At 56.0% G+C, this 25,950-nt stretch carries 21 protein-coding genes, 1 tRNA gene, 1 pseudogene and 1 CRISPR repeat array (1 of these 24 cut by a window edge); of the genes and pseudogenes, 19 read left to right on the top strand and 4 right to left on the bottom strand.

Annotated features, from left to right (window positions below):
• Positions 1 to 11: 11 nt before the first annotated feature.
• Positions 12 to 1,301 carry an adenylosuccinate synthase gene (locus TAMC210_RS00890; protein WP_173296940.1) on the top strand — a complete coding sequence of 430 codons (1,290 nt, stop codon included), beginning with the start codon at positions 12 to 14 and terminating at the stop codon, positions 1,299 to 1,301.
• 67 nt (positions 1,302 to 1,368) lie between these two features.
• On the opposite strand, the gene TAMC210_RS00895 is transcribed toward TAMC210_RS00890, so the two are convergent.
• From TAMC210_RS00895 to TAMC210_RS00905, 3 genes are read right to left on the bottom strand one after another with little or no spacing between them, the layout of a single operon-like run.
• Positions 1,369 to 2,628 carry an efflux RND transporter periplasmic adaptor subunit gene (locus TAMC210_RS00895; protein ID WP_173296941.1) on the bottom strand — a complete coding sequence of 420 codons (1,260 nt, stop codon included), beginning with the start codon at positions 2,626 to 2,628 and terminating at the stop codon, positions 1,369 to 1,371.
• A gap of 20 nt (positions 2,629 to 2,648) precedes the next feature.
• Positions 2,649 to 5,009: an ABC transporter permease gene (locus tag TAMC210_RS00900; protein ID WP_173296942.1), complete on the bottom strand. Its 2,361-nt coding sequence runs from the start codon at positions 5,007 to 5,009 to the stop codon at positions 2,649 to 2,651.
• Complete coding sequence (locus tag TAMC210_RS00905; RefSeq protein ID WP_173296943.1) at positions 5,009 to 5,713, bottom strand: ABC transporter ATP-binding protein; 705 nt, start codon at positions 5,711 to 5,713, stop codon at positions 5,009 to 5,011. The genes TAMC210_RS00900 and TAMC210_RS00905 overlap by 1 nt, the downstream gene beginning before the upstream one ends.
• A gap of 610 nt (positions 5,714 to 6,323) precedes the next feature.
• Between TAMC210_RS00905 and TAMC210_RS00910 the strand changes: the two genes are divergently transcribed.
• The 6 genes from TAMC210_RS00910 to TAMC210_RS00935 all read left to right on the top strand — a co-directional run bounded on the left by TAMC210_RS00910 (position 6,324) and on the right by TAMC210_RS00935 (position 12,231).
• On the top strand, positions 6,324 to 6,860 hold the full coding sequence (locus TAMC210_RS00910) for a LutC/YkgG family protein (protein ID WP_173296944.1): 537 nt from the start codon (positions 6,324 to 6,326) through the stop codon (positions 6,858 to 6,860).
• A 13-nt stretch (positions 6,861 to 6,873) separates the two neighbouring features.
• Positions 6,874 to 9,042: an L-lactate dehydrogenase (quinone) large subunit LdhH gene (gene ldhH / locus TAMC210_RS00915; RefSeq protein WP_173296945.1), complete on the top strand. Its 2,169-nt coding sequence runs from the start codon at positions 6,874 to 6,876 to the stop codon at positions 9,040 to 9,042.
• Between the two features lie 73 nt (positions 9,043 to 9,115).
• Positions 9,116 to 9,823: a FadR/GntR family transcriptional regulator gene (locus TAMC210_RS00920; RefSeq protein ID WP_173296946.1), complete on the top strand. Its 708-nt coding sequence runs from the start codon at positions 9,116 to 9,118 to the stop codon at positions 9,821 to 9,823.
• Positions 9,824 to 9,834: 11 nt separating this feature from the next.
• Positions 9,835 to 10,701 (top strand): class I SAM-dependent methyltransferase, encoded by an 867-nt coding sequence (locus TAMC210_RS00925; RefSeq protein ID WP_173296947.1) that lies wholly within the window; start codon positions 9,835 to 9,837, stop codon positions 10,699 to 10,701.
• Between the two features lie 153 nt (positions 10,702 to 10,854).
• Positions 10,855 to 12,102 (top strand): ISL3 family transposase, encoded by a 1,248-nt coding sequence (locus TAMC210_RS00930; protein WP_173296948.1) that lies wholly within the window; start codon positions 10,855 to 10,857, stop codon positions 12,100 to 12,102.
• 54 nt (positions 12,103 to 12,156) lie between these two features.
• Positions 12,157 to 12,231, top strand: a tRNA-Gly gene (locus TAMC210_RS00935).
• A 498-nt stretch (positions 12,232 to 12,729) separates the two neighbouring features.
• On the opposite strand, the gene TAMC210_RS00940 is transcribed toward TAMC210_RS00935, so the two are convergent.
• On the bottom strand, positions 12,730 to 13,011 hold the full coding sequence (locus TAMC210_RS00940; RefSeq protein WP_254388446.1) for a hypothetical protein: 282 nt from the start codon (positions 13,009 to 13,011) through the stop codon (positions 12,730 to 12,732).
• 232 nt (positions 13,012 to 13,243) lie between these two features.
• Here TAMC210_RS00940 and TAMC210_RS00945 point away from each other — a divergent pair, with 232 nt between their 5' ends.
• The 12 genes and pseudogenes from TAMC210_RS00945 to TAMC210_RS00995 all read left to right on the top strand — a co-directional run bounded on the left by TAMC210_RS00945 (position 13,244) and on the right by TAMC210_RS00995 (position 25,475).
• Positions 13,244 to 13,381 (top strand): hypothetical protein, encoded by a 138-nt coding sequence (locus TAMC210_RS00945; RefSeq protein WP_173296950.1) that lies wholly within the window; start codon positions 13,244 to 13,246, stop codon positions 13,379 to 13,381.
• Positions 13,359 to 13,547 (top strand): hypothetical protein, encoded by a 189-nt coding sequence (locus tag TAMC210_RS00950; protein ID WP_173296951.1) that lies wholly within the window; start codon positions 13,359 to 13,361, stop codon positions 13,545 to 13,547. The genes TAMC210_RS00945 and TAMC210_RS00950 overlap by 23 nt, the downstream gene beginning before the upstream one ends.
• Positions 13,548 to 14,104: 557 nt before the next feature.
• Positions 14,105 to 14,650, top strand: a complete 546-nt coding sequence (locus tag TAMC210_RS13820; protein WP_373996417.1) for a DUF2284 domain-containing protein — start codon at positions 14,105 to 14,107, stop codon at positions 14,648 to 14,650.
• A gap of 811 nt (positions 14,651 to 15,461) precedes the next feature.
• Positions 15,462 to 16,130: a Mu transposase domain-containing protein gene (locus tag TAMC210_RS00960; RefSeq protein WP_254388447.1), complete on the top strand. Its 669-nt coding sequence runs from the start codon at positions 15,462 to 15,464 to the stop codon at positions 16,128 to 16,130.
• The gene (locus tag TAMC210_RS00965; protein WP_173296953.1) at positions 16,115 to 16,288 is read left to right on the top strand and encodes a hypothetical protein; all 174 of its coding nucleotides are present in this window, start codon (positions 16,115 to 16,117) and stop codon (positions 16,286 to 16,288) included. The genes TAMC210_RS00960 and TAMC210_RS00965 overlap by 16 nt, the downstream gene beginning before the upstream one ends.
• Positions 16,289 to 16,297: 9 nt before the next feature.
• Positions 16,298 to 16,835: pseudogene (gene istB / locus TAMC210_RS00970) on the top strand (IS21-like element helper ATPase IstB); the annotation flags it as partial.
• Between the two features lie 27 nt (positions 16,836 to 16,862).
• Entirely contained in the window at positions 16,863 to 16,988 is a 126-nt protein-coding gene (locus TAMC210_RS13620) for a hypothetical protein (RefSeq protein ID WP_256366469.1), read from the top strand.
• Positions 16,989 to 17,362: 374 nt separating this feature from the next.
• Positions 17,363 to 17,503 carry a hypothetical protein gene (locus tag TAMC210_RS00975; RefSeq protein WP_173296954.1) on the top strand — a complete coding sequence of 47 codons (141 nt, stop codon included), beginning with the start codon at positions 17,363 to 17,365 and terminating at the stop codon, positions 17,501 to 17,503.
• A gap of 220 nt (positions 17,504 to 17,723) precedes the next feature.
• Entirely contained in the window at positions 17,724 to 19,034 is a 1,311-nt protein-coding gene (cas7g, locus tag TAMC210_RS00980) for a type I-G CRISPR-associated RAMP protein Csb1/Cas7g (protein ID WP_173296955.1), read from the top strand.
• An 11-nt stretch (positions 19,035 to 19,045) separates the two neighbouring features.
• Positions 19,046 to 20,824: a type I-G CRISPR-associated protein Csb2 gene (gene csb2 / locus TAMC210_RS00985; protein WP_173296956.1), complete on the top strand. Its 1,779-nt coding sequence runs from the start codon at positions 19,046 to 19,048 to the stop codon at positions 20,822 to 20,824.
• Positions 20,825 to 20,838: 14 nt separating this feature from the next.
• Entirely contained in the window at positions 20,839 to 24,420 is a 3,582-nt protein-coding gene (gene cas3g / locus TAMC210_RS00990) for a type I-G CRISPR-associated helicase/endonuclease Cas3g (RefSeq protein WP_173296957.1), read from the top strand.
• A gap of 65 nt (positions 24,421 to 24,485) precedes the next feature.
• Positions 24,486 to 25,475, top strand: coding sequence for a hypothetical protein (locus tag TAMC210_RS00995; RefSeq protein ID WP_173296958.1), 990 nt, complete (start codon positions 24,486 to 24,488; stop codon positions 25,473 to 25,475).
• Positions 25,476 to 25,666: 191 nt separating this feature from the next.
• Positions 25,667 to 25,950: a CRISPR direct-repeat array (repeat unit 37 nt; unit sequence GTTGTAACCGCCTCTAAAGAGGCGGCAACGTTGAAGC); it runs 700 nt beyond the window's last position.

A 25,950-nucleotide genomic window follows, 5' to 3' on the forward strand; every position in this document is an offset into this window, starting at 1 on the left:
CGGTGACTTATATGCCCGCAGTGGTCCTCGTCGGGGCCCAGTGGGGTGACGAAGGAAAGGGCAAGATTACCGATTACCTGGCCGAACAAGCCGATTTGGTGGTGCGCTACCAGGGAGGCAACAATGCCGGCCACACGGTTCAGGTGGGCGAAGAAGAGTTTAAGCTTCATCTCGTGCCCTCCGGCATTTTATACCCTGGGAAAACCTGTATCATCGGCAACGGAGTGGTGGTAGACCCGGGGGTATTGGTGCAGGAACTGGAGGAGCTGCAGCGGAGGGGCATAGATACCTCGGGCTTGCGGCTGAGCCTCCGCGCCCACCTCATTTTGCCCTACCACAAAAGTCTGGATGCAGCAGAAGAAGAGCGGCGCGGGGCCGGCCGCCTGGGTACCACGGGGAGGGGTATTGGCCCAGCCTACGTGGATAAAGTGGCCCGTACGGGCATCCGGGTTTGCGACCTGCTGGACCCGGAAGAATTCCGGCAAAAGCTGGCCCGTAATCTCAAAGAAAAGAACGAGATACTCACCAGGATCTACGGCCACCCGGGCTATTCTTTGGAAGAAATCCTGGAAGAATACCTGGCCTATGCCTGGAAACTTCGCCCCCTGGTGGCCGATACCGGCCGGCTGGTAAACGATGCCCTTAGAGCGGGGAAAAAGGTGCTCTTTGAGGGGGCTCAGGGGACCCTGCTGGATTTAGATCAGGGGACTTATCCCTATGTAACCTCTTCTTATCCGGTGGCCGGGGGGGCCTGTGTGGGAGCCGGAGTGGGTCCCACGGCCATCGACGCGGTGATAGGGGTGGTCAAGGCCTACACTACCCGCGTGGGAGAAGGGCCCTTTCCCTCGGAGGCCAGGGACGCTACGGGGGATTACCTGCGCCGGCGGGGGGCGGAATTCGGAACCACCACCGGCCGACCCCGGCGGTGCGGGTGGCTGGACGCGGTCATCCTGCGCCATGCAGTAGAGGTAAACGGCCTGACCGGCATGGCCCTCACTAAGGTGGATGTGCTCACAGGGTTGAGCCCTTTGCGCATTTGCACCGCCTACCGGTACAAGGGTGAGGTCTTAAGGGAGTTCCCCGCCAGCCTGAAAGTTTTGCAGGAATGCGAGCCCATCTATGAAGAGGTCCCCGGCTGGGAGGAGGATATTACAGGTGCCCGCTCCTTGGCCGAGCTTCCGGCCGGCTGCCGGGCCTATATCAGACGGCTGGAGGAGCTGGTAGGGGTACCGGTAGATATTATCGCCGTCGGGCCCCGTCGCGACCAGACGGTGGCCGTGCGTGACCTTTTCAGCCGGTAATAAGAAGAAAAGGGGGTGCACCCGCATGACGGCGGGACCCCCCTTAGTTTTACTGCAGCGAAGCACCTCAAGAGCCCACTCTCTTCCCGGGTTCCAGGCCCTCAAGCTGAGGGTTCTTAATAACTATGTCCCCCGGCTCAAGGCCGTCCTCGATGACCACCAGGTCATCGGTTTCCATTCCCTTTTTTACTTTCTGGATATGGGCCCTGCCCTTTCGCACAACCCACAGGGCATCCCCGCCTTCGTAAGGGAAGAGGCATGTCTTGGGCACCGCTAGCTTTCCTTCCTGCTCCATTAGGGTAAATTCAACGTCCAGGGAGTAACCCGGCCGGAGTTCGGGCGCCTCACCCTCCGGCCGGATGGAGACCTTCACCCTCCGTTCTACAAGCCCCAAGGGAGATACCCTTTCCACCGCGGCCGGGGCGATGGATTTTACGATGCCCTGGAAGACGTGGTCCCCGTCTCGTCTTTCTTGGATGAGGGTGACCTTCATGCCCGCCTTAACGGCAAGGACATCTTCGGCCAGGAGGTAGACGTTGATTTCGTAGTCTCCCGGCACCACCAGCTTCATCAGCGGCATCTGGGGAGAAACCACCGTTCCCTCCCGGACGTTGATTTCCTGCACTACGCCGTCGATGGGGGCCACTATCCGGCTTTTCTCCCTCTGGTATTCCAGATGGCTTATCTGCGCGTCCACGGCCTCGATCAAGCCCCGGAAATACCGGCCCGTGGCGGTTCCTGGGGGAAAGGCGGCTTCCAGGCTCCCGGCCTGTTCCTCCAGGAACGCAAGCCGCGCTTCCTGGCGGGCCAGTTCGTTTTTCAATCTTTCCAGGGCCTTTTCGGCGGCCTCGACCTCCGTCAGGGCGGCGGCGCCGGCCTCATACAAAGACTTAAGCCTCTCATAGTCGGCCTCGCCCTTCGCCAGCTCCAGTTTTACGTCTTCTACCGCCAGCCGTTGTTCTCTTATCTGCTCCCGGAGCTCCTGGAGGGATTTTTCTTCCTGGCCGGCCAGGCTTTTGCGCTGGGCCTTCAGTTGAGCCAGTTGAAACTCCAGCTCCCGGGTGTCGATCTGCGCTAGCAGTTGGCCCCGGGATACCCGCTGGCCTTCCTTGACGGCGAGGGTTAGGATTTCGCCGCTCACCGGGCTGTACACCATCCGTTCCGAGGCCGCCTCCACGATACCCTCTTCTTTGATTTTTTGGGCCACCCTTTGGGGCTTTACTTCTATGAGTTCCGCTTTAAGGGGCCTGGTGGCATGGAATACTCCGTAGACGATAATGAGTGCTAAAGCGGCGATTATCCCCGCCGCCTTTACGGATTTCTTCACGCCGCTTCACTCCTTCAAGGTTACTCCCTTTCCTTCAATACTTCGACGAGGTCGAGGCCTTTCACCTTGCGGGCTACCCACCGCTGGGCCAACCATATGTAAAGAGTCGTCCCCAACAAAGCCAGGATGAGGGATTCAGGAGTGGTTACCGCAGGAAGGGTGTAGAGATCGCTGCTCATTCCGGCGGCTATCCCCTTGTTCATGGCATAGGCGAGGGGTATGCCCGCCAGTATACCGCCTATTCCTATAAGCCACTGCTCGACGAAGACCACCTCCATTACTTCTCCGGGGCGCATGCCCAGCACGCGCAGGGAAGCCAGCTCCCTTTTCCGTTCGGCAAGGGTTATGATGCTGGAATTGTAGACGATAGCAAAACCGGTGAATACGGACAGTAAAGCCATGATCCCTATGGTATATTTCGAGGTAGCCATGAGTTCTTCATAGAGATCGATGGTGTGCTGCCTTTCTTCTATGGTGCTTATGTACTTTGAAGTGCTATATTTTTCCTTTAAAGCTGGGATTTGTTCTTTGTCTATGGAGACCAGGGCCGCGGTGGCTACGGAACCCTGGCCAAGCAACTTCAGTAGCGCTTCCCGGTTCATATAGACGTTGGCGCCCAGGTACTGGGGGATGACTCCCGCAACTTGCACCTTTACCGGCGATTCCCTCGCCCACACGCAGGTAAGGCTCAAGACGTCGCCCGCCCCGGCCTTCAGCTGGCGGGCTACCTGTTCGGAGAGGATCAAGCCGTCCGCGGGTATCGGTATCGGGTTCCCCTCCTTGTCACGGGGGGTATAGAGCTCGCCCTCCGGCGCCAAGCCCAGGGCTATTACCTCCGCCTTCCGATGCAGGTTTTGTAGGGTAACCGGTACTTCCAGGACGGGTTCAACTACCTTAACCCCGCCGTTTCTCTGCAGCTCACTCCTCACCGCCTCCAGGGGCAGGGGTTGGGAGAAAGTGATTTTAAGATCGTATTTTTGTACTTTAGTAAATTGGTCCAGGACCATTATGTCCATCATGGCGTACATGGACCATATGGCCGCCATCAGGCTGAAGGTAAAGGCAATGCCGATAAAAGTAAAGAAACTCCGCCCCTTATTCCGCAGCATGTTCCTCACGGCCATACGCCCCGTGACGGTAAAGGCCGCCCAGAACCACGGGGTTCCTTCCGCCCATGATTTCCGGCTAAAAGAGGGCACAGGTGGACGCAGGGCTTCGACCGGCTTCAACTTAAGAACAGACTTGGCTCCCTGGAAGGAGGCTGCCAGGCTGAAGACCACGGACAAGAGTACGCCGCCGGCGAAGTACTTTAAGGAGAAGTTGCCGGTGAGGTCCGGCAGGCTGAAGAATTCCCTGTACACCTCCATCATGGACATAGACAGGGCGGTGCCGAGGAGACCGCCCAGGATGCCTCCGGCCAGGCCGACCAGGAGCCCGTAAGAAAGGTAGTGCCGGAGGATTTCCCCGGGGCGGTAGCCGAAGGCCTGGAGAATCCCTATCTGCCCACGCTGCGATTCTACCAGTCTTTTCAGCATGATGTATAAGATAATGGCCGCAATACTTAAGAACAGGAGGGGCACACTGGTAGAGGTCTTGGCCAGCCCTTTTAGTTCCTCCTCCAGCATGGCATGGCTGGGCTGGTCTTGGCGGGGGATAAGGCTTTCCAGGCCGTATTTTTCCAGGCGGGTCTTTAGCTGCCCTTCTACGTCTTCGAATTCGTACCCCGGTTGAAGGGTGAAAGTTACATCGTTGACTATTCCCTTCAGGTTAAACAGGTTTTCCATCACACTGTAGGGTATGTACGCCACTTCAAAGGCCTGGGGGTCGGCAAAGATATTCCCGCTGTCCCTGATGGCATAAACATATTCGGGGCTCTGGCCGGTGCCAGTAATCGTCAAATCTACTTTTCGGCCCTCGATGATCACAGTGATGGTTTCGCCCAGGTTAAGCCCGTGGGCGGTAAAGAATTTGTCGGCCAGGAGTATTCCGCGCTCCTGTTCCTCGGGAAAGGAGCCCCGCAGCAATTTTACCCCGTTTAGAGGGTACGGCTGTCGGTCGTCGAGGGATATCAGCCTTAGGTATACGTTCTTGTCTTCCGTCAGCCCCAGGACCCGGACGTCTTTTACCAGCCGTCCCCGGACTACGTGGATTCCCGGGATTTCCCTTAATTTTTCCACCTCGGGGTACGGCATGGACCTTACCCCGGCAAAGCCCTCGGCCAGGTGAAATTTCTCATAGAATTCGTCTCGCGCCGTAAACAAGTTGTCCCTGGCCGTTTGCAGGGCGGTGTAGGTGATTAATCCTATCGTTATCACCGCTGTACAGGCGAGATAGGCCATTTTATTGCCGGCGATGTCCCGCAGCATTTTCCTTATCAACATTACCAGGACACCTCTTCCGGAGGTACGGGAACGGCAATCTTTTCAATGCGGTCCAACCTGCCATCTTTGAGGTAAAAAACCCGGTCGGAAATTCGGGCGATGGCCGCGTTATGGGTGATGACGATCACGGTCTTTTTGTACTGCCGGTTGAAATCCTTGAGAACCTTCAACACCTGGATGCCCGTAGCGGAGTCCAGGGCTCCGGTGGGCTCGTCGCACAGCAGTATATCGGGGTTCTTGGCAACGGCCCGGGCAATGGCCACCCTCTGTTGTTCTCCCCCCGACAACTGGGCCGGGAAGTGATCCGCCCGGTCGGCCAGTCCCACTTGTTGCAGCACATTTTTTACCGGCAAGGGGTTCTTGGCTATCTCCACCGCTAGGAGGACGTTTTCGTAAGCCGTGAGGTTGGGCATGAGGTTGTAAAATTGAAACACGAACCCCACAGCATGGCGCCGGTATTCGGTGAGGGCTTTTTCCGAGGCGCGGTGGAGAGGCATGTCCCGGTAATAAATCTCACCGGAAGTGGCCACATCTATGCCGCCGATTAAGTTCAGCAGGGTGCTTTTGCCGGAACCGCTGGGCCCCAGCACCACGATGAATTCTCCCGGGAAAATATCAAAACTCACACCCTTTAAAGCCTCTACAGTTACTTCCCCCATTTGATAGTGCTTGGTGAGGTTGTGGGCCGTAAGAATTGTTTCCATGGTCTTTCCTGCCTTCCCCGGGCCTTTTCTCAACGCCGCAATGAGAACCATACCTTTACCGCCGCCGGTGGGCATCCTCCCCAGCGGGTAATTTTCCGGCCGCGTGCCTATATTATCCCGGCTATACGGGCGGCCGGGCGTGTTCGGGATAATCATATATTGAGGGGTGGCCCTTGTCAACGGTATAAGGCGGTCTGGGGTAAGAAACTTTAAGGGGGCGGTGCCGGGGCGTGGACCTGAGGCCTGAGTATCCCCGGCTTTCAGAGGGTGATTTAGCCCGCAACCGGCTGGGGCCAGGGGGAAGACCAAACTAAGGAAAATGAGGGACGGAGGCGGGGCCGAAGCAGCAAGAGGCCTGCGGCCGGCTCCTGGGGCACGGAAGCCGGAGGAGCCGGGAACCCCGCCGTAGCCCGAAAATTGAGGGCCAGTTTGATCCGTGAGGATGGTGGTGGGAGCTGGAACTAAATCTCGGCCGGTAAAAACTGGGGACCGCTAAAGATCGAAGCCAATTGAATTAGCGCTGGATAAAGGGTATAATTAAAACATTAGGTGGTCAGGCCAGACGAAATTAACAGAGCTTTCTAAACTATGCTGGGAGGAGGGAAGGCTAATGGGGTCCTCGGACTTGTTAACAACCTTCTGCCGCCAGGCGGAGGCCATGGGCGCCCAGACCCTCTGCGTGGCCGAAGGGGAGAAGGCGGCGGACAGGATTATTGCCTCCATGCGGCCGCTGGGCAGCAGGGTTGCCCTGGTAGCCTCGCCCCTGGTGGAGGAAATCGGCCTGGAGGAAGCCCTGGCAGGGGCGGAATTTGAGGTAGAGAAGGAAGGGCGGGACTTCGCCCGGCACGCCGACATCGGAATAGTGGAATTCGATCTGGGTATTGCGGAAACCGGTACTTTAGTCCACGATGCCACCGACCTAAAAAAGCGCCTCGCCTCCATGCTTCCTTTGCACTGCGTGGCCCTGTTGCGGTCCGGGAAGGTGGTACCTGACATGGCGGAGGCCCTGAGCTTTTATCTTAAGAGCGGCCAATGGCCGGGATACTTGGCCATGGTTACCGGCCCGAGCCGTACGGCGGACATAGAGCGCAGCCTCACCATCGGCGTCCATGGCCCGGAAGGATTACTTATCGTCTTGCTCGGCTAGGGGAGGTGGAATAATGGCCAGTAGGGATTTCCAACAGAGGCTTCAAAAGGCCCTTCAAAATCCGAGCCTGCGCGGGGCTCTGGAGCGTTTTGCCGACTCTTATGTGGTTTCCCGGGAACAGGTTTTTGCCGGCCGGGATTTTCAAGCCCTGCGGGAGAGGATAGCGGCCATCAAGGCGGACGCCGCCGGCCGGTATGAAGAGCTGGCCCGGGAATTTGCCCGGCAGGTTACGGAGCGGGGCGGTAAGGTTTTCTTCGCCTCCAGTGCTGCGGCGGCTAGGGACTATATTCTGAAAGTCGCCCAGGAACACAGGGTTACGGAGATAGTTAAATCCAAGTCCTTCGCCACCGAGGAAATTCACCTGAACGAACACCTGGAGGGGCACGGCATCCGCTGCTTCGAAACCGATCTGGCCGAGTGGATACTGCAGCTCATGCCGGGAGAGCGGCCTTCCCACATGGTCATGCCGGCCATCCACCTCCCCAAGGAAGAGGTGGCCCGGGTCTTCAGCAATTACCTCGGGGAACCCGTGGAACCGGACATCAAGAATATGGTGCGCATTGCCCGCCGGGAACTGCGGGAGCGCTTCCTCAGGGCGGGCCTCGGCATAAGCGGGGCCAACATCGCGGTGGCGGAAACGGGCACTGTGATCATCTGTACCAATGAGGGTAACGGCCGCCTGGCCACTACCGTGCCCCCCGTCCACATAGCGGTTTTCGGGTACGAAAAGCTGGTGCCTCGTATGATGGATGTGGTGCCTATCCTGGAGGCCCTTCCCAGGAGCGGGACGGCCCAGCCCATTACCAGCTATGTCACCATGATAACCGGCCCGGTCCCGGTAGAACGGGACGGTAGGGAAGGTCCCAAGGAATTCCACGTGGTTTTGCTGGACAACGGCCGGTTGAAGATGGCGGCAGACCCCGTGTTCAAAGAGGCGCTGCAGTGCATCCGCTGTGCGGCCTGTACCAACGTATGCCCGGTCTTCCAGCTGGTGAGCGGCCAGGTATACGGCTTTATTTATTCCGGGGGAATCGGGAGCATCCTCACGGCCTTCTTTAATTCCCTGGCCGACGCGGCCGATCCCCAGAGCCTCTGCATAGGCTGCCGCCGGTGCGCGGAGGTCTGCCCGGCCCACGTTAATATTCCCGATCTGGTGCTGAGGCTGCGGGAAAGGGTGGTAAAAGAACAGGGCCTGCCGTTATCTTACCGGGCGGCCCTGCGGGGGGTAGTGGCCCACCCGGGGCGGATGTACACCCTGGTTAAAGCGGCCTCCCGGCTCCAGGGCCCCTTGAGCCGCGGCCAGCCTTTTATCCGCCGCCTGCCCTTCTTCGACAACTTCACCCGGGGGAGGAGCCTGCCGGCCCTGGCCCGGGAACCCCTGCGGGACCGCGCCAGGCGCCTGGCCCCACCGCCGGAGCGGCCGCGCCTGCGGGCCGCCTTTTACAGCGGCTGCGTAATCGATTTTATGTACCCGGAGATAGGGGAGGCCATTTTCGCGCTCCTTCGGGAAGCCGGGGCGGAGATAGTTTTTCCCGCAGGTCAGGGATGCTGCGGTGCACCGGCCTCTTACGCCGGCGACCCCGATACAACCCTGCACCTTGCCCGGCTGAACATTGCCTCGCTGGAAGGGGCGGGGGCCGACGTGGTGGTGACGGCCTGTCCCACCTGCGCCGTGGCCCTAAAGTATGATTATCCCCGCCTCCTGGGCCGGGATGAAGTATGGTCCCGGCGGGCCCAGAGCTTGGCGGCCAAAGTCAAGGATTTCACCGAGCTCGTCGGGGAGCTGGGACCCCTCCCGCGGCTCCAGGGGGAGGCGGAAGCTGCGGTAAAGGTTACCTATCATGACTCCTGCCACTACAAGCGCCACCTCCACCTGGATCAGGTAGCCCGGGAGGTGCTGAGAGAACAGGCCGGGGTGGAACTGGTGGAGATGGCCGAGAGCGAGCGGTGCTGTGGCTTCGGCGGTTCTTATACCCTTAAATACCCGGAAATCAGCCGGGCCCTCCTGGAGCGCAAGCTCCGGCGGATACAGGAAACCGGGGCTAAAGTGGTGGCCACGGACTGTCCCGGGTGCCTCATACAACTGCGCGGCGGCCTGGACCAGAAGGGGAGCCCCATCCGGGTCATGCACACCGCGGAAGTTCTTTACCGGGCAGGATTTAAGGCCGAGAGAGTCGAATAATTAGGCAGAATGTAACTTAAGCAGGCGATTTAACAAGTTAGAAGCAAATTATTGAGATAGGTAGGGAGCTACTTTGGAGTTAAAGCCCATCCATACCAGGAAGATCTACGAAGAGATCGTCCGGCAGATTAAAGAGCTGATCGGGGACGGGAACCTGAAACCGGGAGATAGGCTGCCGTCGGAGCGGGAGCTGGCGGAGCGACTGGGTGTCAGCCGGGCTTCGGTCCGGGAGGCCCTGACGGCCCTGGCGGCCATGGGGGTCATTTCAGTGCGACCGGGGGAAGGAACCTTTGTCCAAACGGTGCGCAACGGTGCTATTGTGGAACCCCTGGCCATGGCCCTGCTAATGGACCGCCAGGCCGCCGTGGACCTTTTCGAGGCCCGGGGGGTGCTGGAAAGCGAGGCGGCGGCTTTGGCTGCCCGACGCGGCAGCAAAGAAGATATAGAAAAGCTGGGGGAAATAATAAAGGAGATGGAGCGGCAGCTGGAAGAGAACGACCTGCTGGAGGAGGAAACCGACGTCAGGTTTCACCTGATCATAGCCGAAGCCGCCCATAACAGCGTGCTGGCCCGTTTGATGTATACGGTTTCCGAAACCATGCGCCAGGTATTGCGGGATAGCCGCCGGCGCCTGTATGAGGCCCCGGGCAATTCGGAAAAACTTTTAGAACAGCACCGGCTCATTTACCAGGCCATAGCTTCCCGCGACGGCCGCGCTGCCCGGCGGGCCATGAGCCGGCACCTCCATTTTGTAATCCGCGAGTTGAAGAGGGAAAGGTAAGGAACTCGCCCATGGACATTATCCACCAAAGCTCCTTTTGGGTACAGGCCTGGCAGGAGGCGCGCCGGCAGTCCCTTTACGGTCGCGCGTTACCGGGAAGGCAGGGGAGCGCCTGGTGGGACCGCCGGGCGGCCGGGTTCGCCGCCCGCGGCAGGGGCGGTGAAGCCCAGAAGCGGTTGGCCAAGGTACTACACTTGTTGGGGCACCACGGCGGTCTGGAACCGGAGGCCGAAGTGCTGGATATAGGCTGCGGGCCGGGGAATTATGCCCTCGCCCTGGCCCGCCGCGTTAAAAAGGTGGTGGCCCTAGACCCCTCTCCGGCCATGCTGTCCCTTCTTAAGGCCCGGATGGAGGAAGAGGGCATCCATAATATTGAGCCGGTGCAGCTCCCCTGGGAAGAAGTGGATCTGGATGGGCTGGGCTGGCGGGGGCGCTTCCGGGTGGTGCTTGCTCTAATGACCCCGGGGATTCACGATGTGGCAACCTTAAAGAAAATGATAGACGCCTCCGCGGGAATATGTCTCCTGGCAGGTCACCTGCGCCAGGAGGAAGAAGCCCGGCGGGAACTGTGGTCAAAGGTGATGGGCGGGCCCCTACCTTCTCTGCCGGAGGATGCCCTGTATGTTTTTTCCCTCCTTTATTCCTGGGGGTACTTACCCTCTTTGGAGCTGGAGCTCAGGTCGAGCAGCCGGGAGATACCGGCCGGGGAGGCCGTGGAAGAATTGCTCAATTTCTTTTACCCTTACACGGAGCTGACCGAGAAGGTGCGGCAGGCGGTTGAAGATTATGTAAACGCTCGTTCCCGGGACGGGATTTACCTTCAAAAGAAAGAATTCGTGACGGCCTATCTCTGCTGGTCGGTGGAAATTTCGGGGTGAATAAGGAGCGGGTTCGGCTCTATAATAAAAAGTGTGGGAAAGGGTTAAGTAGAGGGGGAAGAGGGGGTGAGTTAGAAGAAAAGGAGGAAAAGGACGGGGGCACATCCAATTAAAGTTAGTAACCAGAAGCCCCTAGAAGAAAGGAGTGCCCCCATGCATAAGATTAACACGTTCACTCTTGAAGGACAAGAGAATTTTGGGAAAATACTACAGACTATTTTAGAAGCACCTCGCGACCAGGGAGATATTGTGTTAAGGGTGACCATAGACCCTCCAGCCGTATGTCCGGCATGCAACGAAGGCAAATTACATAGACATGGCTTTTTAAAGGGAAGGGAGAAGAAGCCCAAAGAAAGGAAAGTTCGTCATGCTTTTTTATACGGGAGGTGGGTTATTCTCTCTTGGGTGCCGGTACGGTATAAGTGTTATCGTTGTAAGAAGACTTATACCCTTCGTCCTCCGGGTACCAACGCCTGGGCCAGATTTACAAAATTAGGGGTGCAGATAGTAGTTTATTATGCCCAGAGGATGAGCTTTACCGGTGCTGCCCAAATATTAAACCTCACTCCTGGTAGGGTTATAAGAATAGTGGACAAGTATATCCAGCCCGGTCTTCGCGGGGATGATACTCAAGGGCCCGTAGTGTTAACCTTAGATGAGCTATCCTTTAGCGGGAAGGATTTTGTATGCGTAGTAGGGAGGTTAGCACCGGACAAGAGACCTTTGAGTATTTTAGAGGACGTGAGAACGGCTACTATAAGGGCTTATCTAGAGGGGCTCAAAGAAGCCGGGGTGAAAGTAGAGGCGGTAGTAATTGATATGAAAGACTCTTGGCGGAAGTTAATCAAAACGGTTTTTCCTTCAGCCAAGATAATAGTAGACCCCTTCCATGTAATTCAGGACGCCAACCGTCGCCTAAATGAAGCCCGGAAAGTAGAACAAGAAGCAAGCAAGGAGAACATACCTCGCCTACCTTTGATTAAGGCTAAGGAGAGACTTACTCCCAGACAACGAGAGACGTTAGAAAAAATTAGAAATAAATACCCGTCCCTCTATGAACTATACCAGCTAAAGGAAGATTTGCGCCAGATCCTAAAGATGGACCGGGTAGAGGAGGCTCAAGCTGCCTTAAGCCGTTGGCTCATAAATGCCGAATGCGCCGAAGATGCAGAAGGACGGGTATGGGCGCGTACTATCAAGTCTTGGAGGTCAGAAATATTAAATTTGGTAACATATACTCAACAAGGTCGGCGGTATACTAATGGCTATATTGAAGGTAAAAACACCTTAATTAAAATGTTAAAACGCTTAAGTTTTGGCTTTGGCAATCGTACCCATTTCATCAAGAAAATGTTTCTGGGATGCTGCCCCCAAAATCTAATCCCACAACTATTGACATAGAGCCAGCGGGTTCTTGACAGGTGCAAAGGGATGGACTAAAATAAAGATAAACGGGCGGAAGTAGCTCAGTGGTAGAGCATCGGCTTCCCAAGCCGAGGGTCGCGGGTTCGAATCCCGTTTTCCGCTCCAACAAAATCAAGGGTTCCCGGCATCGGCATCGGTGCCGGGAATTGTTTTTCGTGCCATTTCGGTGCCATAGCTAAGGAGGTTATCCGGCGTGCTGACGGCCTGCCTCTTAACCTCCATAACAACGTGCGAAAATATATCTGTTGTGGTGAATATTTTCGAGTGGCCCAGCAACTCCTCCTGGGCTCTTTTTTTGGTCGACCTATTAGGGCGGTCTTTATGTTGGCAGCCGTGCTATTGGCAACCTTGACGTTGACAACTTTGACGGGGAAGTGGCCCGGGATGCCGTGTGCTACCATGATGGAAGCGCACGTATGCCAGAGATCATGGGGACACAGTTCCGGCACGCCTGCTGCTTTGGCTATTTATGGCCCGGTGGACGTTCCTTTAAATAAAGGAAGTTTCATTGGCCGTAAGGGACTGCTACAACAACAAAGGCTGTTGACTTAATAACGCGTCAACAGCCTTTGTATGGCGTAATGCTAGGCGCAGCTTCTCGGGTTAGGAGTCTATTTGTACGGGATTAATCTCAACAGCACAAATACGGCCTGCGGGGATTATGATGGCCCTTAAGATCTGTTGCTCGACAAGCTTGCTGCCGCTGAACACCTTCAATAAAAGGGAATCACCACGGTCCGGAAGCAGGACGGCAAAATTCTTAATAAAGAACAATTTGGACCCGTTTATGACTTTTTTGCAACAATCGCCGCACTCGAACTCAATGCCAAATTTCTTGTCTTGGTCACGTTGCAACTCGTCGAGAACGGACCCGAGTCCTTCCAATGCTGGATCCCTTTCGGGCCAACTCTCTCTAATCTTGTCAAAAATTGCATTCACATCAGCTTGAGACACCGGGATCACTCCTCTCCTTAATCTTTAATAGTATGGGTTTATCTGGAAAATGGTAACACAATAAGCCAACTAACTAAGCTAAAATTTGTTAATGAACGGCTATAGTGCAACCGAGTGGCCGTAGATACAGCCCGTGCCAAGTCTACCCGAGGGGGAATGTAAAATGCCAGCCCCAACTGAAAGCATATGCTTTATTTATGGCAGAGAGTGGGAAGGTCCCGGCGGGGAATTGTGCCCCGACTGCCGGCTAGACATAGCCGTTGCAGAGGTGGCCGTCGATGTTAATCTGCATGAAGGCTAGCCGTGACCTCTATTATGTCGGCGAGTTTATCACCATAGACGCCGCCACGGTCAAAAAATGGATCGCCGCCGGCGTGGCCGAGCCGGCATTGTGTCCGGAGTGCGGTAGCCAATTGGAGGCCGCCGGGATGCCGGGTGTATTGCCCAGACTGCGGGTACAAACATAATTAAGGAGGGATAAGAGAAGCCCCTGGGTCTCACCGGGTCCGGGGGCTTTTGTGCCTATCACACACAAACAGCCCCCTCGAAACAGGGGGCTAAACGACCAGGAATTTTAACAGATTTTAGTCATCCCCAAAGGCCAGCAGGATGAGGATTAGGAACAGTATAAAAGCAAATCTGTGGTGAAAAAAGCCAAAGCCTCCGCCCATAAAGCTCCTCCTTTCCCATTTCTTACTATATCGTATGAAACAGGCGGAGATGTGTGAATGGTATCGCCTGAATTTGGATCTCGTTGAGGACGGTGCAGGGGAGGTGGTGCCTACGGAGACTGCCTGCCTAAAATGAGAGAAGCCCCTGGGCCTGCGGCACTATATGCCTGTGGGTACTTTGCCCGGGGTTTTGCGGCGGTCGGCAACTGCTTGTACGATATAATATCCTCAAGGAGGACCGAACAAAACCCGATAACCTGTGATTGGCGGGACCGGGGCACCCTTAGAGTTCAGCCTGGAGAAGCGTGGAGTAGGTTGCCGGTTTGATGAAACTTTGGGAAAGGGGTTAGAGAATGCACCGGTTGATCACCCTGGCTGAATCTGAAGGCGCGGAAAATGTTAAGATTATCTCTGCCCAAGACGTGGTGGTTGATGAACGCACCCGGCTTAAGTGTCAAGTCCCCCTTTGCCCCAACTATAACCGCGCTTTGCTCTGCCCACCTCATCTTCCGCCTGTCTCATGGTTTAGGTCTGTGTTAGACCGATACGAGCGGGTCCTTCTGCTCCAGGTTCGAACACCGGTTGGCGAAGGAGTTTCTAACCAAGAGGAGGTACTCCAAGGCGCGGTCAAACTTCATAAAATAGTGAACAAGGTAGAGAGAGCCGCTTATAATTTGGGATTTCGTTTTGCTGCTGGCCTCATAGGAGGACACTGCCAGCTGTGCCCGGAATGCGTTGGGGTACATTCTAATCTTCCTTGCCGGCACCCTTATAAGGCCCGTCCTTCTGTGGAGGCCATGGGGATTGATGTAGGTGAGACACTCTCTAAAATAGGCTTGACCTTAAAGCTTCCACTGGAAAAAGAGGTATTCTGGACGGGTACGGTGCTGCTGGATTAAAAAACAACATCAACCCCGTGCCGAGACCCTAAACCTGGGGAGGCGACCTACTAATAACTCTTGATTAACCTTGATTTGGTTTTCTTGTAGGAGACCCACGCTGTTTTCAATTTATTGTGAGAGCGGTGACCTTAGAGATACTTACAGCCCGGCGGCCGGGTAGTTGTTATCGGCGGCCAGGCAGGCATTAAAGCGGCCGAGAGACTTCGCGCCGGGGGCCTTAATGTTCACCTGGTAGTCTCCTCTGGCCGCACTTCTTTCCCAGTTTTTAGATTATACCGGCGCGGAGCTGGTGCGCCGGGTTATGACCGACGCCGGTTTTGCCATCCACCTCCAGGAAGATCTGGTGGCCCTGGAAGACGAGGATAGAGTGACCAATGCAGTCTTAAGCTCTGGGGCTTCGGTACCGGCCGAGAATACCCGCCATATAATATCCGTGGCGTTCGAGAGCATCTGGCCCCGGAATCGGCGGCCGAACAGCCCAAATCCTGGAGCTGGGTCCCTGCGATGCATTGGTCTTTCGTGGTGCCTTTTTCTTCCTAGATGAGGGCGTCCTTGGGGAGATATACCGGGTCTAGAACATGCAGCAACGCCCGGGATGTGTGTGGTAAAGTAAAAAGGACCCACCTTGGGCGGGAATGGTAACAAAAAAGGGGACCACCCTTAACACATCGAACCCCTGTTGCTGGTTGACCAAAAAAACGGCGACAGGGGGTAGAAATAGGTGTTAGGGATGGTCCACATCGAGTAGGAAGCCTTCTTTGAAGCACATAAGCTGGCCTTCGAGTTTTTCGGCGGTGTACCCAAAAGGGTGATCTATGACAACCTGAAGACGGCGGTTAAAAAGGTGCTTAAGGGTATTAAGCGCGAGGAACAGGAAGCTTTTATTGCGTTACGCTGCCATTACGTCTTTGCCGCCGACTTCTGCAATGTAAGGCAGGCCCACGAGAAGGGCCAGGTGGAAAACGGCGTAGGCTTTGTCAGGCGCAACTTCCTGGTGCCCGTGCCGCAGGTGGCTTCCCTGGAGGAATTCAACGCCCTGCTTTTGGACAAGTCCCTGGCCTATGCCGGGGAGCATAAAGTTGCGGGTACCCAGAAGACCGTGGCCGAGGTCTGGGAGGAGGAAAAGAAAGCCCTCTTGGCCCTGCCGACCAAACCCTTTGCCTGCTGCCGCGAGATCGAGGGAAAAAGCGACCGCTATTCCCGGGTCTTTTTTGAGACCAACCGCTACTCGGTACCCGTGGCCTACGCCGGCTCCTTCTTAACCCTGCGGGCCTATGTGGACCGCATTGAAGTCTGGCAGGGCGGGCAATGCCTGGCTAGCCACAAGAGGAGCTACGGCCGCGGCGAAGAAATCCTCGACCCCGTGCACTACCTGCCGGAACTGGCCAAAAAGCCGCGGGCCTGGCAGAACGCCCGGCCGCTAAAAACGGGCAAACTCCCGCCCGTCTACCACACGGGATGGTGCATCTGGCCTTAGAGGGCAAAGAAGGCATCAAAGAGTTTGCCTGCATCATGGTGCTGGAACCCCTCTTTGGCCGGGATATCCTTACCCTGGCCTTGCAGAAGGCCCTGGCGGACCATGTTCTTAAGCCTTGCCGCCGTGCGGGAATACGCGGCAAGCATTGCCCGAGGTAATGGCAATCTCCGTCCCTAAACAAAGCCAAGGTCCTGGCCCTAGCGCAAGGGGAATTTATTGCCAGAAAAGAAACGGTTATTTTTTATCGGGAACTGTGGTACCGGGAAAACGCATCTGGCCATCGCCCTAGGGATGTGTGCTTTGCGCAAAGGCTACAAAGTGCGGTTCTACACTGCTGCCGGGCTGGTCAACGAACTTTTGGAGGCAAGCCAGGAATACCGACTTAAGAAACTGGAAAAGCAGTGGCTGGCCCAGGACCTGATCATCCTGGACGAAGTTGGCTACGTACCCTTCACCAAAACCGGCGCAGAACTCTTATGCCAGTTCTGTGCCAGCCGCTACGAAAGGGGCAGCGTCATCATTACCACCAATCTGGAATTTGCCCAATGGACGGAGGTGTTCGGAGACGAACGGCTGACAGGTGCGCTGCTGGACCGGCTCACCCACCGGGCGCACATCCTGGTGATGAATGGCCAAAGCTACCGGTTTCGGGAGAGCCTACGCAGGCGCGAGCAAGAGCGCGCAAATTCGCGCGAGCCCGCATAGTCTAAGACTAGGCGGGGGTGGTCCCCTTTGCGTTACCACAGCGGTCCCCTTTTCGATTGCCACAAACACCCGGGACTGGCCGCCGCCGGGTCCGGCGATCTCCGGGTGGTTTTCCTGGGCGATCCCATCTCAGCTGGGGAACTCAAAGGGTGATGGAGGTGTTGGAAAGGCAGGTATTTTTGTGGCGTTGCAAATGATGCCTTCAAATGGTGGATGTGGTATAATGCTCGATAAAGATGGCCATCATAAATACTAAAAAAGGAAAAGTAAAATTTTTACTCCTCCGATAGGTTGTGCCGGAGGGGCAATGTTGAAGGATTGGCGAGTTGAAGAAATTGGCAACAAAATGATAGCTTTAACCGCTCGGTAATATCTGTCCGGGCGGCAACGTTTCAAGTTCTCTTGCTGGATAGGGATTAACAATTATACCCAGGGAGACAATTATTGAAAAGAGCCTGCCATGGTGTATTTGTTCTGGTAGGCTACTTATTTTTTATGCCCTCTATGCCATCGCCGTAGTCGGGGGCATGATGGAGCAGATAGGCGTCCTGGTGGAGAGCACCGCAGCCCTCCATACCGACGTGGTCAAAAGCGTCACCCGTCCGGGGGGACGCCGTCTATCGGCGGTTGTTAAGCGTAGAAAGCTGGATGATTGCCGTGCGGCGTGACAAGATAGCTTTAACTTCCTAAAATATATCCTTTCGGGCAGCAACTTTTCGAGGTCTCTTGCTGGATGTTTAACAGTTGTCCCCAATGGATTCTACTCAATGGAGTAAGTCAAAGAAAGAGCCCATATTATCTTTAACTCTCCAATAAATACTTGACATACCCCCTGCTTTCTGCTATTTTAAACTTAAAGAATCTTCGCCGGAAAGGAGAGTTATTATCATGCAAAGCGTCTCAACCCTTTACGAACGCTTAAAGGCCGACCTCTCCGACCGTGGTACAGCAGCTGGAATCACGGTGTCGCAGAAGTTAAGTCCCTTTGAGAGCGGTTTTGATGTTCAACCCCCCACATATTCTACTGGTGAGGAGGGACGGGGTGGACGGCAAACACAGACAAGGCATTTTTCTATCCGGAATATTTCGGGGAAAAGGGCGCTTACAGTTCTCCTGGATTCTATTCCCTCCCAGGCTAACCGCCTCGAGGAAATCATGCGCAACCGCGCTAAAGACCTGGACCTTCCCGTAGTGGGGGTGCGCGTAGGGGGAACAGGTTACCTCATCACCCAGTATGATGCCCCTCATCGTATCTATGATGGCTATTTTAAATTTTCTAAGCTCAACGGGCAGCCTTTTTTTGCCTCTCCCGTAGGGCAGGATATCCTCTGGGCGGATACTTTCTATGCCACCCCCCTTTACCGCTGGTCGCCAAATACGCTCCTTTTTGGCGGGTGGGCTTCCCACGCGGACGAAGCGGTTATGCAGATTTCAGGTTCGGAAGGGCGTTTCCAGCGCGCCCAGGCCAAACTCGAACGGGCCATGGAAGCTACCATCATCGGTGTGGTGACATATTTCCAGGATCATGAACTGGACTTGGCGCGTGGCCCCGAAATAATGAAAGCCCTCAAACAACTTTTTACAGTGGGGCGCACTCAGAGCCGCTATGACCCTCTGAACCCGTCAGCACCCAAGGGGAAAGAGCCGAACAAAGAAAAACTTTCCCAACTCGGCCTCGGACACATTCTCCCTACTATTGAGGAAGACAGCGGCTACGTAAGCGTAGAGGAAATCTTCTACCAGGCCGTTTTGAAATTTGCCTCCTTACGGAAACTTTATTTTCCGCCCGGAAGCTCCGGACAAGTTCCCTATGCCCACGAGCGCGATGTTGCAGGACGGGTAGTTCTCGCTTCCCTCGGCCTCTATCTCCTGGCTATTTACTTGTCCCAGGGTGCCTTGAAGCTTCGTTCCCGCGCAACCCTCATTCCCCGGGACGGGGCTGTCAGGGCAGAGTACCTTACAACTCCCGGGCAGAGGGAGGACTTTATGTTGGAGCCGGGAATCATGAAAGAACTTTACGAGCGGGCTAAGGACGACGCGCAGAAACACGGCCTCACTTTTGCCAAGGAGTGCCTCCTGCTCGAACTCAACGAAAAAGAACTCATGGAAAAGACGAATTTTGTTTTCAAAGTACCCGTTGCACCCAGCTATATTTATGAGATTTGCCCGCAATTAGCCGGTGGCACGCCGCACGAGTAGGAGGGATAAAAGTGGCCTTTATCCTCAGGGTGGACTACTTGAACCACCTAGTCACGGGTTGCGGAGGTCAAAAGGACAAACTAGAATACCCGCCGCACCCGGACCGCCTCTTCATGGCACTGGTAGCGACGGCGGCCAAAACACGCGTTTACGACGCCGGCGCGAAAGAGTACGTCCCCAAGCTAAAATACCCCCTCTACCGCCGCGCCCTGGAGTGGCTTGAAAGTCAGGAACCCCCCGCTATTTACGCGCCGCCGGAACTTTTAGATTCCGGTGTCCTTCACACCTTTGTTCCGGTGAACTACAAAATCCACAACGCAGGAAATAAAATTGTCCTTCCGCCGTACGACCCGGGGGCGCGGTATCGTGTTCCCCGCCTGCGCCCCATCGGCATAATAGACCGGCCCCTCTTTTATGCGTGGCAATCCGACCCGGAAGGGGACATCCGGGAGGCATTGGCCGATCTGGCGAAAGATGTCCCCTACCTGGGTACGACCTGGAGTTCGGTCGCCGTGCGCGTCGTAGCGGAAATCGAGGAGCCCTACCGGAACGGGCCCTGCCTCAGGCCCCTCAAACAAACCGGCACCCCTTATGGAGGCCGACTTGCATTGCAGTCACTCCGTGTCCCTGCTCCGGGACGTATCGACGACCTCGACCGGGAGTACCGGCGGGTTATCGCCTTCCTAAGGAATACTTCAACGAAGCCCTCAGAAGCGCGCGAAATCAGCATGAGGACTTTCATCGGCGCCCCCCAGGTACGCTATATTTGGGACCGGCCCATAAAAGGAGAAGGACACGTCTTTGCACGGAGTGCGGTGGCCCGCTTTGGCGTGCGTCCTTCAATTCCCCTTATCTGGAGCGGCCTTCTTGCCGAAGCGGTACACGCCTCTTTAGCCAGTGCCGTAGCCGGCCTGGGGAAGCGTTTTCCAGACACCGATGTCGAGGGGTACGCCACGGGAAATGGGTGTTTTAAAGAGCGGCCCCATATATTTTTCGTTCCCCTGTCGAACGTAGGCTTCCAGTATTCCGATGGAACCATCAAGGGCTTTGCTCTGCTCTTCCCGGCAAGCGAAGGGATCAGCCGCGCGGCCGTGGAGGCCATCTATTACGCCTTCAAAAATTTCCTCGCCCCCCAAAATGAACTCTACCTCGACTTCGGCCGAGTAAAAAATACCACGACCATCTGGCCGGGAGGCCGGCGTATCTCCCTCTTCGTAGAGCCCCTTGAGGATCAGCCGTACTTTGGATATGTTTTCGGTGATGACGGGCGGAGCTTTCATCCGGAAGCAAGTGGGGGAGAAGGTTACGGGCGGACGGTGCGCGTGCTCGGGCCAACAACCCTTGAATGGTGGCGCTGGCGGCAGGATTCACAGGTCTGGGCTAGCGTCACCCCGGTTATTTTGCCGCGTTTTCCCAAGAAAAATCTCTCGGTGCTCCAGATTGTAAACCATCAGTTAGAAATTCTCGGGCTTCCTCCTGCCCGGCGGGTCACATACCGTTCCCTGGGAGCCCTCAAGGGGACGCCGTCGGTTCACGAGTTTCGCGCCTTCGGCACGCGGTACTTTGAGAACGTCTGGATGCACCTCGTCCTCGAGTTTGGGGAACCGGTTCGGGGGCCGCTCCTCCTCGGGAGGGGGATGTATTTCGGCTACGGCTTTCTAGCACCCATGCTGCCTGGCGAGGACGAGAACTTCGGAAGGCATGCGCATTACGCTGCTTCGGAGGAGAATCCGGGACTCGAAGATGTAGGCGCCAAACAGCCATTCCAGAACAGTCAGGGCCTGGTTTAAAAGGAGGGCACAGGATGACCAGAGAGATTCCAGCTGTAGGCGGGCTCGGCCCCGGGGATTTTGAGACCTTTTTCGCCGAAATAATGGCAAGGGTTTCAGGGGAGAGACATTCTCCCTACCCATGGCAAAAGCGCCTTCTGGCAAGGGTCCTTAAGGAAGGCTGGCCGGAAGCATTGAAGCTGCCCACCGGAACGGGGAAAACTTCCGTCCTTCTTATCTCCATCTTTCTTCTCGCCCTCGATGCCGGTAAATCGGTGACCGAGAGGAAAACCGGTTTAAGGCTCTTTTATGTCGTAGACCGGAGGTTAATTGTCGACCAGGCGGAACGCCTGGCGCTAGAAATGATGAAGGCTATTAACAACGCTGACGAAAACGACGGGAGCATTTTGGGCCGCGTTAAGGGTGCCCTTCTTACCTACGGCGGAGAAAAACCCTTAGATGTCCTCAAGCTGCGCGGCGGGCTCTACAGCCGCCTGCCGTGGATACGCGAACCGAACCAGCCGACAATAGTGCTTACCACAGTCGACCAGATCGGTTCACGGCTCCTTTTTCGCGGCTACGGTACCAGCCCGTTACAGTGGCCGGTCCAGGCGGGACTTGCTGCCCTCGATGCTCTCTATTTCCTGGACGAAGTGCACCTCTCCTGGTCCTTTGCCCGGACGCTCCAACGCCTGCGGGAGTTACTTCAACGAGAGCCCCTTGTTGAGGCCGGCCTTCCCCCTCTTCACCCGGTGATCATGAGCGGGACGCTTCCCGAAACAGGCACGATTGCCCCCGGGAATATCTTCGAGCTTGCAGAAGAGGATTGGGAAGAAGAGCGACTAAAAAAACGCCTCAATGCGAAACGCTATGTGCGTATTGTGGAGAGGAGGCTGGGCGGGAAGCCGGGTGCGCCGGTAGCCCCATCAGAGAGCGGCGGGTCCATAGAAACAGAAGAGACTGGGGAAGGGGAAGAAGGAGCCGACCTTACCTTTTTGGCCCGGGGAGAGATGGAGGGAGAAACCGGTGATGTCCCGGCCCAAAGGGCTTCTGTTCCTGTCAGCGACGGGCAAGACCTCGAGGCGGTTAAAGAGATTGCCGAAGCACTGGCCGAAGAAGCGCGTGAACTTTTGCGACAGGTTGAGGGGCCCATTGCCGTCATTGCCAACCGCGTGGCTACGGCAAGGCTCGTCTTTGATAAGCTCAGACGGCACCTCCGGTCTACCGGCGAAAATGACCTCGTCGGGGTAACGGCAGGGGTGGAAACACCCGGTGGGGAAGAGCAGGCCAGGGTTTTGGAGGATGAAGATATCACGAGTAGCGACATCCTGCTTTTGACGGGTCGGGTGCGACCCTTTGACCGCGAACGGCTCAACAAACGGCTTTTAGACGGCAATAGACCTTTTCCTCGGGTTGTCGTGGCGACCCAGACCATTGAGGTAGGGTTTGATTTTTCCTTCGCAGCCATGGTGACGGAAGTGGCGCCCTGCGACGCCCTTATTCAGCGGCTTGGCCGTTTAAACCGCGACGGAAAATTTGACGGAGACAACTTTCCTCGCTGCATTGTGGTGGTGCCGAAGGGCAAGAGCTATCGGCCTTATCCCTACGGGGAAGAAGAAATTGAAAAATGCGTGCAGGTCCTGGAAAGTCTTCCGTCTACCGAAGACATCGCTGAGGAGGGGACAGGGGCGCAAGGACCGAAACAGCGAAGGAAGAAAAATGCAAACAAAACCCGGGACAAATGGCATGACGTCTCTCACCGGGTGTTGCGTGCCATGGAACCGGAGTTGCCTTTGCCAGAGCCGGGGGATACACCGCCCCTGACCCATGTGGAGATCGAACGCCTTGCCCAGACAAGCTTCGCCGGGGTAGAACCCGACATTTCTCCCTACCTCCACGGGTACGAAAGCCGCCCTCTGGATGTCTACATAGTCTGGCGCGAAGACTTGCATGAGGCTGACCTCGCCGATGCGTCGCCGGACAACCTGCGCCGGCTCAAGGATTATTTCTCATTCATGCCGCCTATGGCCTACGAGATGCTACCTTTGCCTTTTTACACGGCATTAAAATGGCTCCGGCGGGAATGGGCCGACGCCGGTGATGTAGAAGGCGGTGCTTCGACGGATACGCCCCGGATTTCGGGCTTGCGTCCGGCGTACCTCTGGCGTCCCGGCGCCGAAGATTTAAACGTCCTCCTTTCCCAAAGAGAAGCACAGGCCTTATCCGGGAGACCTGAATCTTTCCTTCTTAAACCCGGCGATGTTGTCGTCGTACCTGCCTCTTATGGTGGGGTTGACGCTTTTGGTTGGCGCCCTCCCCGTTCCCTGCGGGGCAAAGGAGGGGGAGAAGCGCTTTCCAGGTACACCGCTGTGTATGCAGCAGGCATCCGCCAAGGACTGGAGTACGTTCCCAGGACAATTTACCTTCCCCTTACGCCGCGCCACATCGAGCGCTATGTAACGGACGAAGAGACCAAGCGCGCCCTCGTCTACGAACTGCGGGAACTTGTGGGCTCCCTGGAACATCTTTCACCCGACGAATTGAAGAAGATACGCATTAAGGACGTAGGGGCTGTTGACGGGCAAGAGGAGGACCCCAAAACTGCCGGCCAGCCTCCCGGCGTCTCCGGGGAGACAACCGGGGCGGGGGCGCTTGCCCGGCGCCTTGCCGCGTTCTTAGAGACTCTTACCCGGGAAGAGGGTGCCGTTCCAGAGTTCAGGGAACTAGCCGGTTTTCTCAGGAAGAGATCTGGTGGCGTGGCCCTGCATCCTTTTCTCGATGCTGGCGTCGACGAAGAGGAAGTTCCGCGCGGTATCCTTTTTGCCGTTTATGCGGAAGATTATCATCCTGATTCCCCGGGATACGAAAGCGAAAGCTTCGACGAGACGGATGAAGAAGCGGGGGTGGTACGGGAGGTGGAGCTGGAAAAGCACCTCGGGGACGTAGAAAAACTGGTGACCCGCTACGTCGAGGATCTGAAGATAGACATGCTCAAAGGATGGGGTGCGCTTCTTACCCGGGCGCTGCCCCTTGCAGCCCGCTACCACGACCTGGGGAAATTAGACCCGCGCCTGCAAAAGATACTTTACGGGGAAGTGGGAATAAGCGCCACAGCAGTCCCTCTGGCAAAATCCGGGAAAGTTACGCGCAACTACAGGGAACGGGAAAGATTCTATCGTAAAGTGGACTATCCCTTCGGCAAGCGCCACGAGTACACGTCTGTTGTCCTCCTCACATCCCCTGCTTCCATTACGGCTCTTGCCCGGGAAACTAATGAAGTTCGGGAGCTTGTCTTATACCTTATCGGCACGCACCATGGCCACGGCCGTCCTTTCTTTCCACCCCTCCGCTGGCGTCCGGATGAGCCCTGGCAACCTGTGGATGCCCGGCTCTTTGATTCTGAAGTTATAAGCTTCGGGCCTGAATTTTTTGCCGGCCTGGCCGAAGCAACTTCCCTCAAGTCTGCGTGGCCGGAACGCTTTTTTGAGCACCTTGAGCGTTACGGCTGTTACGGCCTGGCCTACCTGGAAGCCCTTTTGCGCCTGGCTGACTGGCAGGCATCCAGGAAGGATGGAACCCCTAAACAAAAGCCGAGAGTCAGGAAACGTGAATTTTAACGGGAGGTGTGACAATGGGCGATTGTGAACTTCATCTAACTTCCCTTCGCCTTGCCGACGCTCCCATGAGCGCCATGGCAGCGTACGGAATTTTACGCCTCGCCGCCGAAGAACCGGAGTTTCAGGGCTCCCCTTTTGTGGGTGCCGATATGTCCCCCGGGGCGAATTTCAAGCATAAAGTGTTTTTGAAATGGGTGCAGGATTCCCGGCGAAGAGATCATTACGCCGTTCTTGTCTTTCGTGGCGGGAATTTACCCCCGGACTGCCGGGCGAACTTTCTCCAGGCGTTGCATCAGGTCCTTGAGCGGCGCGCTAAATACCCCCTGAGTTTGTTTACCGCCATGGCTCCTTATAATTTACAGATCCCCGGGGAGATTAAAGAAATATCAAAAAGGGAGAGGCAGGGGGTGTACGACAGGCTCTTTGGTGCCCTTACAACTTCTCATGCCCCTCTATACGCCCTTCTTGCCCTGGGCCGATGGATAATTGGGAGAAAGGGAGAGAAAAAATTTCAGGATACGCCGCTTTTAACCTATGCCGGACAAATTGATCCTTTTGGCACCTATAAAAGTGTACTGGATTATTTAGAAAAGGAGGCAAAGGAAAACCCGCAAAAACTAAGCGATTCCCTTTTCGGTGGGCCCTGGCCTTTTCTCGACAGGGTTAAATCCTTCCGCTTTCACCCCGCTATTGTTCAAGAAGACGCGTACATCAGCTATGAGGCTTCGGGGAAAAAAATGCCCACCGAAGCAGTAGGAGAGTGGCTGGCCTTTGAATCCCTCCCGCTCTATGTTACGTACCTTGGGCGGAGTGGCCGGGATATAGTACTGCCCGGCGTTGTAATGAGAAACGGGGAGGTCATTTTTCGTTTTCCTGTGTGGCACGACCCTATAAGTTTGCCGGTTTTAAGAAGCCTTTTGCACTTCGTTGTGACCGAAAATCTTGCTCTGGAGCAATTCGGCCAGTATGGCATTACCGGTATCTACGAGATCGCCCAGTACAGGGTTGGTAGGGGGGAATACAGGAGCGTTGCCACACCTGTTGTTGTATTGTAAAGTAAAGTTGCATTTTCTTACCAGCGCGAACTTCCAGCGGCGTCGTTTTTACAGGGGGATTCGCGATTCAGCATTATCAAGGCTTCCCGGGCTTTTTTTATGAATTTATGCCTGCAGCTTATCAAGGTGAAAACCGGGTTCGCGAAAACACCTTCGGAAACGCTTGTCTTTCAAAGGATAGCAAGGCCAGAGTTGTAACCGCCTCTAAAGAGGCGGCAACGTTGAAGGAATGCCGGCCGCCACTTTCCAAACGCCCTTTACCCCGTTGTAACCGCCTCTAAAGAGGCGGCAACGTTGAAGGGTGGTTTGAGGAAGTGGCGCCCACAGGGAGCCCGGAACCGTTGTAACCGCCTCTAAAGAGGCGGCAACGTTGAAGCCACATCACCTACAGCCGCCGTATCTGCGGTGTTACGTTGTAACCGCCTCTAAAGAGGCGGCAACGTTGAAGCCACATCACCTACAGCCGCCGTATCTG

The organism is Thermanaeromonas sp. C210 (assembly GCF_013167955.1).
Lineage (GTDB): Bacteria > Bacillota > DSM-521 > Neomoorellales > Neomoorellaceae > UBA12545.

Bases quoted from the DNA above. Each gene is read 5' to 3' on its own strand.
- TAMC210_RS00890 (WP_173296940.1), top strand. From the start codon at position 12: ATGCCCGCAGTGGTCCTCGTCGGGGCCCAGTGGGGTGACGAAGGAAAG.
- TAMC210_RS00900 (WP_173296942.1), bottom strand. From the start codon at position 5,009: ATGTTGATAAGGAAAATGCTGCGGGACATCGCCGGCAATAAAATGGCC.
- TAMC210_RS00905 (WP_173296943.1), bottom strand. From the start codon at position 5,713: ATGGAAACAATTCTTACGGCCCACAACCTCACCAAGCACTATCAAATG.
- TAMC210_RS00910 (WP_173296944.1), top strand. From the start codon at position 6,324: ATGGGGTCCTCGGACTTGTTAACAACCTTCTGCCGCCAGGCGGAGGCC.
- ldhH (WP_173296945.1), top strand. From the start codon at position 6,874: ATGGCCAGTAGGGATTTCCAACAGAGGCTTCAAAAGGCCCTTCAAAAT.
- TAMC210_RS00925 (WP_173296947.1), top strand. From the start codon at position 9,835: ATGGACATTATCCACCAAAGCTCCTTTTGGGTACAGGCCTGGCAGGAG.
- TAMC210_RS00930 (WP_173296948.1), top strand. From the start codon at position 10,855: ATGCATAAGATTAACACGTTCACTCTTGAAGGACAAGAGAATTTTGGG.
- TAMC210_RS00945 (WP_173296950.1), top strand. From the start codon at position 13,244: ATGCCAGCCCCAACTGAAAGCATATGCTTTATTTATGGCAGAGAGTGG.
- TAMC210_RS00950 (WP_173296951.1), top strand. From the start codon at position 13,359: ATGTTAATCTGCATGAAGGCTAGCCGTGACCTCTATTATGTCGGCGAG.
- TAMC210_RS13820 (WP_373996417.1), top strand. From the start codon at position 14,105: ATGCACCGGTTGATCACCCTGGCTGAATCTGAAGGCGCGGAAAATGTT.
- TAMC210_RS00975 (WP_173296954.1), top strand. From the start codon at position 17,363: ATGATGGAGCAGATAGGCGTCCTGGTGGAGAGCACCGCAGCCCTCCAT.
- cas7g (WP_173296955.1), top strand. From the start codon at position 17,724: ATGCAAAGCGTCTCAACCCTTTACGAACGCTTAAAGGCCGACCTCTCC.
- cas3g (WP_173296957.1), top strand. From the start codon at position 20,839: ATGACCAGAGAGATTCCAGCTGTAGGCGGGCTCGGCCCCGGGGATTTT.
- TAMC210_RS00995 (WP_173296958.1), top strand. From the start codon at position 24,486: ATGAGCGCCATGGCAGCGTACGGAATTTTACGCCTCGCCGCCGAAGAA.